Origin of the sequence: Vibrio sp. 10N.222.49.A3, assembly GCF_041475145.1 — a bacterium.
Taxonomy (GTDB): Bacteria; Pseudomonadota; Gammaproteobacteria; order Enterobacterales; family Vibrionaceae; genus Vibrio; species Vibrio tasmaniensis_A.
On sequence record NZ_JBFRVM010000050.1, the window covers coordinates 6,438 to 21,855 of the forward strand.

Sequence of the window (15,418 nt, forward strand, 5' to 3'; positions counted from 1 at the left end):
TCTAGTTTCTAGTTTCTAGCTTAACTTAAGCAAGAGCGCCAAGTTCAAGCAGTACTTCGTCAGCCCATACAATCCATGCTTCACGGATCAGTAGGTTACGACGAAGCGTTAGACGCTCTAGGCGTGCTTGCTTGTCTAGTGTAGATGGCGTTGCGTAGTAAGCCGCTTCGATTTCTTTGTAGTGAGAAACCAGTTTGCGAGACTCTTCTACTAGTTCAGCAAGTTGTACACGGTACGCATCAGAAGGTTGTACAGCACAAGCGATTAACTTAGCTGAGAACTCGTCACGAACGGTTGGGTGTGCAGTTGGTTGTTCAAACCATTCACCTAGCGCGCCACGGCCAGCATCGGTGATAGAGTAAACTTTACGATCAGGTTTGCCTTCTTGAGGCTCAAGTACGCAAGTTACCTGGTCGTTCTGAGCCATTTTATTTAGCTCGCGGTAAACTTGTTGGTGGCTAGCTTTCCAGAAGTAACCAATGCTTGCGGAGAATTCTTTTGTGATATCGTAACCAGTAGCATCGCGTGTACTTAAAACGGTTAAAATTACGTGTGGTAATGACATGTCTGAAATCCAAATGGTAAACAGTAAACAAATACTTGAACAACAAGTGTGCTTCTATGGCACGTTATATTGGTTATGTTCAAGTAGCACCAACTCAATCGTTGGTTATGTCACCTTACAAAGCCGTTTATCACCTAGGTTGACCAGTTTATTGGTCGAGTGCCGCAGATTATTATTTTGGAGTGTTTCTGCAGCGGAGCAGTAGTATATCTAAATAATAAGCATAAAGTAGAATACATGGACAAAATAACCCAAAAAACTGACAAAATACTCACTAGTGGTCATTTGGCAAAATAAAAAGGCCGCCAATGGCGACCTTTTGTTTGTTTTGTAGATGGAATCACTAATTAACCAGTGTTTCGCATACCTGCTGCAATACCTGCAATCGTCACCATTAGCGCTTCTTCTAGCTCTGCTGGTGGTGTTTCACACTTACGAGTACGGTAAAGCAGTTCCGCTTGAAGCATGTTTAGTGGCTCAACATAGATGTTACGCAGACGAATTGACTCAAGTCCCCAAGGGTCGCTTTGCATCAAGTTCTCGTTATTTTCTACATTTAGCACCGCTTTGATGTCTTTTTGCAGCTGTTCACGCAGTAACTCACCCAGAGGTAATAGCTCTTCGTCAACAAGTCGCTGGTCGTAGTACTTAGCGATTTCCATGTTGCACTTCGAGTACACCATTTCCAACATACCTAGACGAGTCGAGAAGAATGGCCATTCACGACACATCTCTTCAAGTAGCGCTTGATGGCCTTGATCGACAGAGTATTGAATCGCTTCACCAGCGCCTAACCATGCAGGAAGTACCAAACGGTTTTGGCTCCATGAGAAGATCCATGGGATCGCACGTAGGCTTTCTACGCCGCCGTTCGGGTTACGTTTCGCAGGACGAGAACCAAGAGGTAACTTGCCTAACTCTAGCTCTGGCGTCGCTTGGCGGAAGTAAGGAACAAACTTCTCTTCACCACGAACGACGTTGCGGTAAGCTTCGCAAGATACTTCAGACAGCACTTCCATTAGGTCGCGCCATTCTTGTTTTGGCTCTGGTGGTGGCAGAAGGTTCGCTTCTAGAATAGCACTTGCGTATAGGTTGAAGCTATTAACTGCAACATCTGGCAAGCCAAGTTTAAAGCGGATCATTTCGCCTTGTTCAGTTACACGTAAGCCGCCTTTCAAGCTTTTAGGTGGCTGAGAAAGAAGAGCTGCGTGCGCTGGCGCACCACCACGACCAACCGTACCACCACGACCGTGGAATAGAGTCAGTTCAATGCCTTCTTCTTCACAAGCCTTAACTAGCTTGTCCATTGCATCGTATTGCGCCCAGCCTGCAGACATTACACCGGCATCTTTAGCTGAGTCAGAATATCCGATCATCACCATTTGGTGGTTCTGGATAAAGCCACGGTATAAATCGATGCTCATTAGCTGTTTCATTACCGCTTCTGAGTTGTTCAAGTCGTCTAGCGTTTCGAACAATGGACATACGTCCATGCGGTACGGGCAACCACATTCTTGTAGAAGCAAATGTACAGCCAATACATCCGACGCAGTACGAGCCATAGAGATCACGTAAGCACCAAAGGCTTCTCGAGGTTGAGCAGCAACGACCTTACAGGTGTCTAAAACCTCTTTGACCTGCTCAGATGGCTCCCAGTCGCGTGGTAACAGTGGGCGCTTTGAGCTTAATTCATTGGTTAAGAAAGCAACCTTATCTTGCTCGCTCCATTGGTCGTAATCACCAATGCCTAGGTAGCGAGTCAATTCAGATAGCACATCTGAGTGACGAGTACTTTCTTGACGAACATCGAGACGAACCAAATGCACGCCGAATGCTTTTAGGCGGCGTAGCGTATCAAGTAGAGAACCGTCCGCGATTACGCCCATGCCACATTCGTGCAGTGATTGGTAACATGCGTAAAGTGGTGTCCAAAGTTGGTCTATGTTCTGGAGAGTTTCTTTCTTCGGTACTTCTGCGTCATGCAGTTTTGCATCAAGCACTTCTAGCGTGTTGTTGAGCAGAGTACGTAGGCTCTTCAGGATTGCACGGTAAGCTTCGTGCTCATCGCCAGCCAATTCACGAACGGCATCATTACACTTGGTCATCGACAGTTCGGTAATCAACTCGTTCACGTCACCTAGGTATAGATCAGCGGCTTTCCAGCGAGACAGACGCAGTACTTCTTTAGTGATGGTGTGCGTTACGAATGGGTTACCATCGCGGTCACCACCCATCCAAGATGAGAAATGAACAGGGCGCGCATCAATTGGCAGGCCTTCACCAAGGTAACCTTTTAATCGACCATCCATTTCACGTAGGAAATCAGGCACAGCTTCCCAAAGTGAGTTTTCGACAACCGCAAAGCCCCACTTAGCTTCATCAAGTGGCGTTGGGCGCTGCTGACGAATTACATCAGAGTGCCAACCTTGAGCAATAAGTTGCTCTAGGCGGCGTTCGGTTTTCACACGCTCTTTGTGTGATAGGTCGCTTAATTCTAATTTAGACAGACACTCGTTGATCTTTACCAGCTTGTTGATCATGGTGCGACGAGTGATTTCTGTTGGGTGTGCAGTCAGAACGAGTTCAATGTTCAGGTCGCGAACGGCTTGAGCCGCGTCTAGCTTGCTGATGTCATTCTGATTTAATTTGGAAAATAGAGATTGCAGCACATCTGGTTCACAAACATGCTCCTCACAGTGGCGAGAGATCGTATGGTATTGCTCTGCCATGTTGGTGAGGTTGAGAAATTGGTTAAATGCACGAGCAACAGGAGTGAGTTGTTCGTTCGGCAGGTTTTTGATTTCTTCAACTAGGCTGTCACGGTCAGCTTTGTTGCCTGCGCGGGCGGATTTGGAAAGTTTACGGATAGTCTCCACTTTCTCTAAGATAACGTCACCATGTGCATCTTGGATTGTGTTACCTAGCAAGCGTCCTAGCATGCTTACGTTACTCTTGAGAGCGGCGTATTTCTCGTTCATTGTCATCCTGCCTCGTAAAAAAATTACATCCATTGTTCCTTGTTAAGTACACAATCTAGCGAAAAGTGCTGTATCTAGTCAAATAAAGCATTCTAAGTTTGCAATTATTAGGTTTAAAAATGCGGGAGAAGTAAATTTTTCAAAACTTAGGGAAAAAGTGAAATTTAATTACAAGATCGGGCTGTGTCAGGGATAACAGAATAAAAGCCACCTTTTCGGGTGGCTTTTATATGAAAATATCGGAAGGAAAGTAATAACTAGAAACAATATTTACGGATCGATTTACTCAGAACATCAATTGTAGGGTCAATAAAATCGAAGCTTAAGAACTCATCCGGTTGGTGAGCTTGGTCGATTGAGCCTGGGCCTAACACTAAGGTTGGACATAACTCCTGAAGGAAAGGTGCTTCAGTACAATAGTTCACAGTTTGAGATTCGGTTTCACACACTGATTCCATGCCACCGATAAATGGATGATCGTGCTGACATTCGTAACCCGGAATCGGCTCATGCAGGGGAGTAATCTCAATCCTGCCCGGCCATTTTGCTTCTACTTCCTTGAGCGCGCTGCGTAGCATGTTATCCAAACCATCTAAGCTGATGCCCGGTAAAGGACGAACGTCGTAGTGTAATTCACAACAACCACAGATTCGGTTAGCGCTATCTCCTCCGTGAATATGCCCAAGATTTAGAGTAGGGCTTGGAATCGCGAAACCCGGGTGATGGTACTCTTTGACTAACTTGTCACGCAGCTGCATTAAAGCAAACAGCACTTCATGCATGATCTCGATGGCGTTAACGCCTAATGCAGGATCAGAAGAGTGACCTGATTTACCCGTTACTCGCACAGCATTAGCGACGTGACCTTTATGACCGCGAATAGGCACTAGGCTGGTCGGCTCACCAATAATGCAGTAGTCCGGTTTAAACGGCGCATTTTCAGTGAAATGACGTGCACCTAGCATAGTGGTTTCTTCGTCACACGTAGCTAAAACATAAAGCGGCTTGGTTTGCTTGCTCCAATCCATTTTCTTAGCAGCTTCATAAACGAAGGCAAAAAAGCCTTTCATATCGGCGGTGCCTAATCCGTAGAAGCGGTTGTTGTGTTCTGTCAATGCGTGAGGGTCGAAGTTCCAACGTCCTTCATCGAATGGCACGGTGTCGCTGTGTCCTGCAAGCAATAAGCCCCCTTCGCCAGAACCCATCTTTGCGACCATATTATGCTTGCCGGGTTCGACTTCCACGACCTCAACGCTAAAGCCTACGTCTTTAAACCATTGAGCCATTTTTTCGATCACTTTCTCGTTGCCATGATCCCAGCTTGGATCTGTTGAGCTAATGGAGTCGGTGGAAATTAGGCCTTTATAGACCTCAAGGAAACTCGGTAATTGCATAATATCTTCACTTCTACTATTGACAGGAAAACCATAAGTCGGTAAAACACATATTAAATCATATTTAATGCATAAGAAATCAAATATAGCTAAAAATTAAGTATGAATAGTCAAATTTGAAATATAACTTACCTCAAGAATGGATGTGTTGAGATGTTGAAAACCACGATCATTGGTGCAAGCGGCTATACAGGAGCAGAACTGGCTCTAATGATAAACAGACACCCTGAGCTCACGCTATCAGGTTTATATGTCTCAGCCAATAGTGTAGATGCGGGCAAACCTATCGCTGCACTGCACGGTAAGTTAGCTGGCCTGATTGATATGCCAGTACAACCTTTAACAAATCCGGAAGAAGTGGCTAAACAGTCTGATGTGATTTTTCTAGCAACGGCACACGAAGTCAGTCACGACCTAGCGCCCATTTTTCTAGAGAACGATTGCCAAGTTTTCGACCTATCGGGTGCATTCAGAGTTAAAGGTGAAAACTTCTATCAAGAGTTTTACGGTTTTGAACATCAACACGAACAATGGCTAGACAAAGCGGCTTACGGTTTAGCGGAATGGAACGAACAAGAAATAAAAGAAGCTCAGCTTGTTGCGGTAGCGGGTTGTTACCCAACGGCATCACAACTGGCGATTAAGCCTTTGGTTGAAGCCAAGTTACTTGATGAGAACCAATGGCCAGTGATTAACGCAACCAGCGGTGTGACTGGTGCAGGCCGCAAGGCGACCATGGTTAACAGCTTCTGCGAAGTGAGCCTGCAAGCTTATGGCGTCTTCAATCACCGTCATCAACCTGAAATGGTCGCACATTTAGGATGTGATGTGATTTTCACCCCGCACCTCGGCAACTTTAAGCGTGGCATTTTAGCGACCATTACCATGAAACTGGCTGACGGTGTGACAGAACAACAGATACAAGATGCCTTCGAGCAAGCTTATCAAGGTAAGCCAGCCGTGAGATTGCTCGAAGAGACATTGCCAAGAATTCAAGATGTAGAACAGACACCTTTCTGCGATTTAGGCTGGAAGGTACAAGGTCAGCACATCATCGTTGTTTCGGCGATTGATAACTTGTTAAAGGGTGCATCTAGCCAAGCGATGCAGTGTTTAAATTTACGTTATGGTTTTGCGCCATTAACTGCGTTAGTGTAAGGGAATCTAGATATGAGCCTTAATAATCAACCATTAATCATAAAGTTAGGTGGCGCTGCGCTATCTTGTGGTGAAACACTTAGCAAGTTATTTGGTGCGATTTCAGCTTACCAACAACAGGCACAGCGACCAATCGTGATTGTTCACGGCGGCGGTTACCTTGTTGATGATTTGATGAATAAGTTGAACCTCGAAACAGTTAAGAAAGAGGGGCTACGTGTTACTCCTTATGATCAGATCCCTGTTATCGCTGGCGCGCTAGCGGGCACGGCCAACAAACTACTTCAAGGTCAGGCAATTAAAGACGGTATCAATGCCGTTGGTTTGAGCCTTGCAGATGGTGGTTTATGCAAAGTGAGCGAACTGAACCCTGAACTGGGCGCGGTAGGAAAAGCGGAGCCGGGCGACTCAACCGTTCTGCAAGCGATTCTTAATACGGGCGCACTGCCAATCATTAGCTCAATTGGTCTGACTGAGCAAGGCCAACTGATGAACGTCAATGCAGACCAAGCTGCTGTAGCTGTAGCTGGCGCGCTTGATGCTGAATTGGTACTGCTTTCTGATGTAAGCGGTGTGTTGGATGGCAAAGGTCACCTGATTCCAAGCCTTAATCAACAACAAGCTGATGACCTTATTACAGGCAAAGTGATTACCGATGGCATGATCGTTAAGGTTCAAGCCGCACTAGAAGCCGCTAACGACCTTGGACGACCAATCGAAGTTGCCACTTGGCGATACCCAGAAAAGCTAACACAGCTGTTTTCAGGTAAAAGCATAGGAACGCAGTTTTTACCTCAGTAGACCTCACAACGAGTTACTACTTAAAGAATTTAGACAAATAAATTTAACACATAATAATGAAGTCATTTCCAACGCTGACCGCCATGTGCAGTATGGAAACTAGGAGAAAGAAAATGAGCAAAGTTAACGTAAAGAAAGTTGTAGTAGCCTACTCTGGCGGTCTAGACACATCAGTAATTATTCCATGGTTGAAAGAGAACTATGATTGCGAAGTTATCGCATTTGTTGCAGATGTAGGCCAAGGCGATGAAGAGCTGATTGGTATTGAAGAGAAAGCAAAAGCATCTGGTGCTTCTGAGTGTTACATCGCTGACCTTAAAGAAGAGATGGTGGCAGATTACATCTACCCAACACTAAAAACGGGTGCTTACTACGAAGGCAAATACTTGTTAGGTACTTCAATGGCTCGTCCAATCATTGCGAAAGCTCAGGTTGAAGTTGCACGTAAAGTAGGTGCAGACGCACTGTGTCACGGCTGTACAGGTAAGGGGAATGACCAAGTTCGTTTTGAAGGTGCATTTGCTGCCCTCGCACCAGACCTACACGTAATTGCGCCTTGGCGTGAATGGGATCTAGTGAGCCGTGAAGAGTGTCTAGACTACCTAGCTGAGCGTAACATCCCTTGTACCGCTTCTCTAACTAAGATTTACTCGCGTGATGCAAACGCATGGCACATCTCTACAGAAGGTGGCGTACTAGAAAATACATGGAATGCCCCTGATGAAGATTGCTGGGCTTGGACTGTAGACCCAGAGCAAGCGCCAAACGAATCTGAAACAGTGACGCTTAAAGTTGAAAAAGGTGAAGTGGTTGCGGTTGACGGCGAAACAATGACGCCATACAACGCGCTGGTTTACCTAAACGAGAAAGGTGCTAAACACGGTGTTGGTCGTATCGATATCGTAGAGAACCGTCTTGTTGGTATGAAGTCTCGTGGTTGTTACGAAACTCCAGGTGGCACAATCATGATGGAAGCACTGCGTGCAGTAGAGCAACTGGTTCTTGATAAAGCAGCATTTGAATTCCGTGAAGAGCTAGGTGTTAAAGCTTCTCACCTTGTATACGATGGTCGTTGGTTCACTCCGCTATGTAAGTCAATTCTTGCGGCAACAGAAGAACTAGCACAAGACGTTAACGGCGAAGTGGTTATCAAACTTTACAAAGGCCATGCAACGGTGACTCAGAAGCGTTCTGACAACAGCCTGTACTCAGAAGAGTTTGCAACCTTTGGTGAAGATGAAGTTTACGACCAAAGCCACGCTGAAGGCTTCATCCGTCTTTACTCGCTATCAAGCCGTATCCGTGCTCTGAATAGCCAAAAGTAATCCGAACAATGAGTTAGTGAGCTAGCCTTTAGCGAAAGGTTGAAGGCCAGTAAACAGACATTATTATGCAAAGCCCATTCACTATTGATTAGTGAGTGGGCTTTTTACTTTCTATTTGCCGAATAAATCAGCTTCGGTTTTTCCTATCGGATGGCATATAATTCGCGCTCCACGCTAAAAATAATCAATGGATTGAACTATTGGTGAATAAATATGTGAAAATAATGAATTAATACTTTATTTTCATTTTGAATTGCCGTAAGTTTAAACCATCAGAAAAATACTGAATTTTAATCAGAATTATCATTTGCAAAAACAGTGAGCACTGTGCAATTAGGAGATACACAATGGCATTATGGGGCGGTAGATTTACCCAAGCAGCAGACACCCGGTTTAAAGATTTTAACGATTCTCTTCGTTTTGATTACCGATTGGCTGAGCAAGACATTGTGGGCTCAATTGCCTGGTCTAAAGCTCTACTGTCGGTCAACGTATTAACCGAAGAAGAGCAACAGAAGCTTGAGTTAGCGTTGAATGAGCTAAAACTTGAGGTGATGGAAGACCCTGAACAGATTCTACGTTCTGATGCAGAAGATATTCACAGCTGGGTCGAGCAACAACTTATCGGCAAAGTCGGTGACTTGGGCAAAAAACTTCACACTGGCCGTTCTCGTAATGACCAAGTGGCGACAGACCTTAAACTATGGTGTCGTCAGCAAGGTAACCAACTGCTACTTGCATTGGATCGCCTACAAAGCCAAATGGTGAACGTCGCTTCTCAGCATCAAGAAACCGTGCTTCCTGGCTACACTCACTTACAACGTGCTCAGCCGGTAACTTTTGCTCACTGGTGCTTGGCTTACGTTGAAATGCTTGAGCGTGATTATTCTCGTTTGAATGATGCGATTAAGCGTCTAGATACATGTCCGCTGGGTTCTGGTGCCCTTGCTGGAACTGCTTACCCGATGGACCGTGAAGAGTTAGCTCACAACTTAGGTTTCCATCGTGCAACGCGTAACTCTCTAGATTCAGTTTCTGACCGTGACCATGTGATGGAGCTGATGTCGATTGCATCTATCTCAATGCTTCACCTTTCGCGTCTTGCAGAAGATATGATTTTCTACAACTCGGGTGAATCGAACTTCATCGAGTTAGCAGATACCGTGACATCAGGTTCATCTCTGATGCCACAAAAGAAAAACCCAGATGCGCTAGAGCTAATCCGTGGCAAAACTGGCCGTGTGTACGGTTCATTAGCTGCAATGATGATGACTGTAAAAGCTCTGCCTTTGGCGTACAACAAAGACATGCAAGAAGATAAAGAAGGTCTGTTCGACGCTTTAGATACTTGGAATGATTGTATGGAAATGGCTGCTCTTTGTTTTGATGGCATTAAAGTGAACGGCGAACGTACACTTGAAGCAGCGAAGCAAGGTTATGCGAACTCAACAGAATTGGCTGATTACTTAGTAGCGAAAGGCATTCCTTTCCGTGAAGCTCACCACATTGTTGGTGTAACAGTCGTCGCAGCTATTGCTAAAGGCTGCGCATTAGAAGAGTTAACCATCGCAGAGATGAAAGAGTTCTCTGAGGTGATTGAAGAGGATGTGTATGACATCCTGACCATTGAATCGTGTCTTGAAAAACGTAGTGCGCTAGGCGGTGTATCACCACAACAAGTGGCTTACGCGGTTGACCAAGCAGAGAAGCGTTTATCACAGCGTGATACTTCTATCGTTAAGGTTCGTTCTGCTCGTCTGACCGATATTGAAGCGTTGGAAGGCATGGTGGCCTACTGGGCGAATATGGGTGAAAACCTGCCTCGTTCTCGTAATGAACTGGTGCGTGATATTGGTTCGTTTGCCGTCGCAGAGCATCATGGTGAGGTGACAGGTTGTGCGTCACTCTATGTGTATGACTCTGGCTTAGCGGAAATCCGTTCGTTAGGTGTTGAAGCTGGTTGGCAAGGCCAAGGGCAGGGCACCGCGATTGTGCAGCACTTGGTTGATAAAGCGCGACAAATGGCGATCAAGAAGGTGTTTGTGCTGACTCGTACCCCAGAGTTCTTTATGAAGCATGACTTCTTACCAACATCAAAATCTCTGTTGCCTGAGAAGGTACTGAAAGATTGTGATCAGTGTCCTCGCCAACATGCATGTGATGAAGTGGCGTTGGAAGTGAACTTGGTTGAACAGATCATCGCAAAGGTGAATGTTGCATAAGGTATTGATTTTATAGCCCCTAAAAAAAAGATCAAAAATCTGATCTTTTTTGGGAACAAACTAAGAAAAGTCCGGTCTATTAAAGTACCACTGCTTTTTCTTAGAATTTTCTAAGAAAGCCCTAGAATCGATTGGTTCTGGGGCTTTTTTCTATCTGTTGTTTGGGAAATGAGGAGCGGTTGTTAAATCGAAGCACTATTGGGTCATTGAATCGAACATCTAGCCATTTTCGTTTATCTAATAAAGCCTCTCTGCTAACGCTTCTTTTTCCTCAAAGGAAGCACGACAAATTTCATTATCCAATGCAGTGACAGCAAACTACTGAATGCCAACGCGGCCATCATCAAGGCGATGGCATTGATGGTTTTTGGGTCTTCTTTGAAAAATAACCACCACACTCCCCAACTTAAAATCGACAACACCATCAGTTGGTTCATACAACGTTGGCAGCGATCGAGTTTGTTACGGATTTTTTCACTTTTATTGCAATGAATGCATGTCATCTTGGGTTTGATTCGCGTTATGCTTGTTGCCTTGATAATACCACGTCACAAGATATTGGATCACGGTGACACAGAGAGAGAAAGTCGATGATTGAGCGCCAAGAAACCAAACAACGCATGAGCCGTATTGTTAAACACAACGGCACTATCTACCTATGTGGCCAAGTGTGTGCTGATGCAACTAAAGACATCACAGAACAAACACAAACGATGCTAGATAAAGTGGAGACCCTACTTGAGCAAGCGGGCAGTGATAAAGAGCACATGCTGTCAGCAACGATTTACTTGAAAGACATGAAAGACTTCCAAGAAATGAACGCAGTTTGGGATGCATGGGTTCCTGAAGGTCACGCTCCAGCTCGCGCATGTGTAACGGGTGATATGGCTCGTGAAGCGCTACTTGTTGAGATCTCTGTGATTGCTGCTGAGAAGTAATTGCTTAAAGCTTTTAGTGACGCAATGGCTTCAAGAGATCCCAGATACCTCGTCCCGCGGTTCTGGAATGACGGTTAAGTTTTGGTTTAGCTGATGCGTCACTTTGGTCTGCTTCAGCTTAGATGCGTTTTTAAAACTACCATCACACTGATTGGCTTCGGCTCAGATGTGCGTTAAAAGTTACGTCATTCCCGAAAGCGACGAAGGAGCGTAATCGGGAATCTGTTATTTGCTCGTTGCCAAAAACAAAAAGGAAAGCCAATGGCTTTCCTTTTTAGTATCTAGCGTTTGCTCATTGCTAACGATAGCCTGAGATTAACAACCAGGGCCACAATCTAGACAGTGTTTCACCATCTCTGGACCAAGGTGCAGTTTCGCATTCAGGTCACGTAGCGCTGTTCGCACACCTTCTTCAATCACTGGGTGGTAGAACGGCATGTCTAGCATTTCAGAAACCGTCATCTTGTTCTGGTGTGCCCAAGCTAATAGGTGAGCCAAGTGTTCTGCGTTTGGTCCCATCATTTCAGCACCAAGGAAGCGGCCTGTACCTTGCTCGCCGTATACGTGCAGAATACCTTTGTTGCGCAGCATCACTCGTGAACGACCTTGGTTCTCGAAAGACACTTCACCTGTTGCGAAACAACCACATGTGCCTAAGCGTGTGGTGATCTCTTTGTAAGTTTCACCAACCATCGCGATTTGTGGGTCAGAGAATACCGCTGAGATTTTAGAACGGCGTAGGCCTGCACGAATCTCTGGGAAGCGACCTGCGTTATCACCCGCAATACGTGCTTGGTCTGCTGCTTCATGCAGTAGAGGCAGTTGGTTACTTGCGTCACCGGCAATAAATACTGATGGTAGCGATGTTTGTAGTGTGTAGTGGTCTGCGATAGGAACACCACGTTCATCAAGTTCTAGAGAGGTATTCTCTAGGCCAAGCTTATCAGTGTTTGGACGACGACCTGTTGCTGCAAGTACATATTCAACGACGTTAGTTTCTAGTTCACCTTGTTTATTGATGAACTGGATCTCGACGCGATCTTCACCCGAGTCAGTAGTAATACGTTTCATGCTTTCGATTTTTACGTCGGCATCAAGGTAGAATTCTTCATTGAAGGCTTTGTCTGCGTAAGCCATGATCTCTGGGTCGGTTACCGGGCCTACTTGACCACCTAAACCGAACAGTTTTGTTTTTACACCCAAGCGGTGCAGTGACTGACCAAGCTCTAGGCCAATAACGCCCGGGCCAAATACTGCCACTGATTCTGGTAAATCATCCCAGCTGAATACGTCATCATTAATGATTAGACGGTCGCCAAGTTCATTCCAAACTGCAGGGTATGCAGGGCGAGAACCTGTTGCGATAACAATACGCTTAGCCGTCACAACTGTGTGGTCATCGATTTGTAGCGTGTTGTCATCTAAGAACTTTGCGTAGCCAGAAATCTTGTCTTGTTCTGGGATTTCATCAACACCTTCTAAAACAAAACCAACAAAACGGTCACGTTCAAACTTCACTCGGTCCATTACTTCACGGCCGTTAATCACGATATCACCTTGTGGGTGAACGCCAAAAGCCGGAGCTTTCTCAATTTGGTGTACACTTTCAGCCGCTGCAATAAGCAGTTTAGATGGCATACAACCAACACGAGCACAGGTTGTACCGTAAGGGCCGCCTTCAATCATCACAACACTGTCAGTGTGTGCTTTTGCAGCGCGGTAAGAACCTAAACCTGCCGTACCGCCCCCGATAACTGCTACATCTACATTGACTTGTTTCATAATAATTTTCTCGCAATAGCTAAATTTAGTTTGAACGAACCCCTCCAACTCTGGTGATTTTTTAAGAGTCAGGATTGCGGGTCAGTTTTGTGATTCTGTTTTATTAGGTTTAGCTTGTAGCTCTGCCTTTATTGCTATCTGCTTCTTGTTACTAACTATAGGTTAGTTAAAGACGGGCGAGTCACAAGCTATATTCTCTTTCCAAAGCTCAGATAAGAGTGTTTGGAATAGCTAACTCACAAGAGGGTGGGTTAGCTGATATTGCTTAGTTAACTTAACGATTAGGCTTATATCGATGGTAAGTCATTAACCTAGGAAAGCTTCAAGTTCTTCGCTACCACCGATGTGTTTGCCACCGATGAATACTTGTGGAACCGTTGTGCGACCAGAGATTGCACGTAGGCTTACTGTTGTCGCGTCTTTACCTAGTACTACTTCTTCGTAGTTCAAACCTTTGTCGATTAGGTTCTGCTTCGCTTTCATACAGAAAGGACAGCCTGGCTTAGTGAATACTGTGATTGACTCTTGCTCTTTGTGCTCAGGTGCAATGTAGTTAAGCATAGTATCTGCATCAGAAACCTTGAACGGGTCGCCTGGTACGTCTTCTTCGATGAACATTTTTTCTACCACGCCGTTTTTAACCAGCATGCTGTAGCGCCATGAACGTTTGCCGAAGCCGATGTCGTTTTTCTCAACTAGCATGCCCATACCGTCTGTGAAATCACCGTTACCATCTGGGATGAATGTGATTTTTTCAGCTTCTTGGTCTGCTTTCCAAGCGTTCATTACGAATGTGTCGTTTACTGAAACACATAGAATGTCATCAACACCGTTATCTTTGAATACAGAATGTAGCTCGTTGTAACGAGGTAGGTGGCTTGAAGAACATGTCGGTGTAAACGCACCTGGTAAGCTGAATACGATAACTGTCTTGTCTTTGAATAGCTCTTCCGTCGTTACGTTAACCCATGCATCGCCCTGGCGAGTTGGGAATGTTACTTGAGGGATTGATTGACCTTCTTTAGATGCAAACATATTGATTTCCTTAAATAGTATTTTGAATTTTGTTCTATCAGAGCTTAACGTTTTTCTTTGCTCTGTTTCGTTTCGTTGAGCCCATTATTAGACAAATCCTTTGATAGCTCTAATCGTTTGATGTTATGGTTTTGATAGGTAAATTCTATCAAGAGCATTTTTCTTTTAAATGTTTCTATGAAACCCCTTGTTCTTATTAAACCAGAGGTAAGAGACTGATCATGAACATTCGTGACTTTGAATACTTGGTGGCGCTCGCAGAGCACAAACACTTCCGAAAAGCGGCAGAAGCGTGCTTTGTCAGTCAGCCGACACTAAGCGGTCAAATACGCAAACTAGAAGATGAAATTGGACTTCAGTTAACCGAGCGTAGTCCAAGGAAGGTCATATTTACAGAATCAGGGTTACAACTTGTTGAACAAGCCAAGCGTATTCTCAATGAAGTAAAGACTTTTAAGGATATGGCAAGTGGACATGGTGAAGCGATGACGGGGCCGATGCACATTGGTTTTATTCCGACCGTTGGCCCTTATATTTTACCTAAGATCATTCCTCACCTTAAAGAGTGCTTTCCCGATCTTGAGCTTTACCTGCATGAAGCGCAGACCCATCAGCTAGTGAGTCAACTTGAAGATGGCAAGCTTGATTGTTTGGTATTGGCTGCAGTTGATGAAACGGCGGCGTTCAAAGAGATTGATGTGTATAACGAACCGTTAAGCGTCGCAGTACCGTGTGATCATGAGTGGGCTAAGCAAGACACTGTTGATATGCTGCAGTTAAATGGACAAACCGTACTTGCACTGGGCGATGGCCACTGCTTGCGAGACCAAGCCTTAGGCTTCTGTTTTGCTGCGGGTGCAAAAGATGATGAGCGCTTTAAAGCGACCAGCTTAGAAACGCTGCGTAACATGGTGGCGGCAGGGGCAGGTATTACCTTGCTTCCTCAGCTATCGGTACCGAAGGAAAAACAGAAAGATGGTGTGTGTTACGTTCCAGCGGTGAACCCAACACCTTCACGTCGCATTGTTGTTGCCTACCGACCGGGCTCTCCGTTAAAGGGGCGCTTTGAGCAATTGGCTGAGGCTATCCGAACTCAATTAGATAAAGCTGTTTAGTAATTTAAATCGTAGATAGCTCTGATTATAGATACAAAAAAAGGGTTGATATGAATACATATCAACCCTTTTTGTTGGTTCATGTTACTTGGTTCAACAAACCCT

General features: G+C 45.1%; 12 protein-coding genes. 6 read left to right on the forward strand and 6 right to left on the reverse strand.

Features of this window, described 5'->3' with window-relative positions; genetic code table 11:
• Positions 1 to 25 precede the first annotated feature (25 nt).
• The 3 genes from AB4589_RS10140 to argE all read right to left on the reverse strand — a co-directional run bounded on the left by AB4589_RS10140 (position 26) and on the right by argE (position 4,937).
• A complete protein-coding gene (locus AB4589_RS10140; RefSeq protein WP_009848889.1) occupies positions 26 to 565 on the reverse strand; it encodes a PadR family transcriptional regulator in 540 nt (179 codons plus the stop codon).
• A 347-nt stretch (positions 566 to 912) separates the two neighbouring features.
• A complete protein-coding gene (gene ppc, locus AB4589_RS10145; protein WP_170962733.1) occupies positions 913 to 3,549 on the reverse strand; it encodes a phosphoenolpyruvate carboxylase in 2,637 nt (878 codons plus the stop codon).
• Between the two features lie 251 nt (positions 3,550 to 3,800).
• A complete protein-coding gene (gene argE / locus AB4589_RS10150; RefSeq protein ID WP_009848891.1) occupies positions 3,801 to 4,937 on the reverse strand; it encodes an acetylornithine deacetylase in 1,137 nt (378 codons plus the stop codon).
• A gap of 153 nt (positions 4,938 to 5,090) precedes the next feature.
• Between argE and argC the strand changes: the two genes are divergently transcribed.
• From argC to argH, 4 genes are all read left to right on the forward strand, one after another.
• Positions 5,091 to 6,095: an N-acetyl-gamma-glutamyl-phosphate reductase gene (gene argC, locus AB4589_RS10155; RefSeq protein WP_102258061.1), complete on the forward strand. Its 1,005-nt coding sequence runs from the start codon at positions 5,091 to 5,093 to the stop codon at positions 6,093 to 6,095.
• A gap of 12 nt (positions 6,096 to 6,107) precedes the next feature.
• The gene (argB, locus tag AB4589_RS10160) at positions 6,108 to 6,896 is read left to right on the forward strand and encodes an acetylglutamate kinase (RefSeq protein WP_371709587.1); all 789 of its coding nucleotides are present in this window, start codon (positions 6,108 to 6,110) and stop codon (positions 6,894 to 6,896) included.
• A 113-nt stretch (positions 6,897 to 7,009) separates the two neighbouring features.
• Positions 7,010 to 8,221: an argininosuccinate synthase gene (locus AB4589_RS10165; protein WP_192889519.1), complete on the forward strand. Its 1,212-nt coding sequence runs from the start codon at positions 7,010 to 7,012 to the stop codon at positions 8,219 to 8,221.
• Between the two features lie 347 nt (positions 8,222 to 8,568).
• The gene (argH, locus tag AB4589_RS10170; RefSeq protein WP_009848895.1) at positions 8,569 to 10,443 is read left to right on the forward strand and encodes an argininosuccinate lyase; all 1,875 of its coding nucleotides are present in this window, start codon (positions 8,569 to 8,571) and stop codon (positions 10,441 to 10,443) included.
• A gap of 254 nt (positions 10,444 to 10,697) precedes the next feature.
• Here argH and AB4589_RS10175 read toward each other — a convergent pair whose 3' ends face one another.
• Positions 10,698 to 10,946, reverse strand: coding sequence for a DUF3624 domain-containing protein (locus AB4589_RS10175; protein ID WP_372100329.1), 249 nt, complete (start codon positions 10,944 to 10,946; stop codon positions 10,698 to 10,700).
• 87 nt (positions 10,947 to 11,033) lie between these two features.
• Here AB4589_RS10175 and AB4589_RS10180 point away from each other — a divergent pair, with 87 nt between their 5' ends.
• Positions 11,034 to 11,381 (forward strand): RidA family protein, encoded by a 348-nt coding sequence (locus AB4589_RS10180; protein ID WP_017073714.1) that lies wholly within the window; start codon positions 11,034 to 11,036, stop codon positions 11,379 to 11,381.
• 315 nt (positions 11,382 to 11,696) lie between these two features.
• Here AB4589_RS10180 and AB4589_RS10185 read toward each other — a convergent pair whose 3' ends face one another.
• Together AB4589_RS10185 and AB4589_RS10190 are read right to left on the reverse strand one after the other, a co-directional pair.
• Positions 11,697 to 13,163, reverse strand: coding sequence for a dihydrolipoyl dehydrogenase (locus AB4589_RS10185; protein WP_135382439.1), 1,467 nt, complete (start codon positions 13,161 to 13,163; stop codon positions 11,697 to 11,699).
• A gap of 306 nt (positions 13,164 to 13,469) precedes the next feature.
• Positions 13,470 to 14,198 (reverse strand): glutathione peroxidase, encoded by a 729-nt coding sequence (locus AB4589_RS10190; protein ID WP_009848898.1) that lies wholly within the window; start codon positions 14,196 to 14,198, stop codon positions 13,470 to 13,472.
• 221 nt (positions 14,199 to 14,419) lie between these two features.
• Between AB4589_RS10190 and oxyR the strand changes: the two genes are divergently transcribed.
• Entirely contained in the window at positions 14,420 to 15,313 is an 894-nt protein-coding gene (gene oxyR / locus AB4589_RS10195; protein WP_017103618.1) for a DNA-binding transcriptional regulator OxyR, read from the forward strand.
• Positions 15,314 to 15,418: the final 105 nt, after the last annotated feature.

Bases quoted from the DNA above. Each gene is read 5' to 3' on its own strand.
- AB4589_RS10175 (WP_372100329.1), bottom strand. From the start codon at position 10,946: ATGACATGCATTCATTGCAATAAAAGTGAAAAAATCCGTAACAAACTC.
- AB4589_RS10165 (WP_192889519.1), top strand. From the start codon at position 7,010: ATGAGCAAAGTTAACGTAAAGAAAGTTGTAGTAGCCTACTCTGGCGGT.
- ppc (WP_170962733.1), bottom strand. From the start codon at position 3,549: ATGACAATGAACGAGAAATACGCCGCTCTCAAGAGTAACGTAAGCATG.
- AB4589_RS10185 (WP_135382439.1), bottom strand. From the start codon at position 13,163: ATGAAACAAGTCAATGTAGATGTAGCAGTTATCGGGGGCGGTACGGCA.
- AB4589_RS10190 (WP_009848898.1), bottom strand. From the start codon at position 14,198: ATGTTTGCATCTAAAGAAGGTCAATCAATCCCTCAAGTAACATTCCCA.
- argC (WP_102258061.1), top strand. From the start codon at position 5,091: ATGTTGAAAACCACGATCATTGGTGCAAGCGGCTATACAGGAGCAGAA.
- oxyR (WP_017103618.1), top strand. From the start codon at position 14,420: ATGAACATTCGTGACTTTGAATACTTGGTGGCGCTCGCAGAGCACAAA.
- argB (WP_371709587.1), top strand. From the start codon at position 6,108: ATGAGCCTTAATAATCAACCATTAATCATAAAGTTAGGTGGCGCTGCG.
- argH (WP_009848895.1), top strand. From the start codon at position 8,569: ATGGCATTATGGGGCGGTAGATTTACCCAAGCAGCAGACACCCGGTTT.
- AB4589_RS10140 (WP_009848889.1), bottom strand. From the start codon at position 565: ATGTCATTACCACACGTAATTTTAACCGTTTTAAGTACACGCGATGCT.
- AB4589_RS10180 (WP_017073714.1), top strand. From the start codon at position 11,034: ATGATTGAGCGCCAAGAAACCAAACAACGCATGAGCCGTATTGTTAAA.
- argE (WP_009848891.1), bottom strand. From the start codon at position 4,937: ATGCAATTACCGAGTTTCCTTGAGGTCTATAAAGGCCTAATTTCCACC.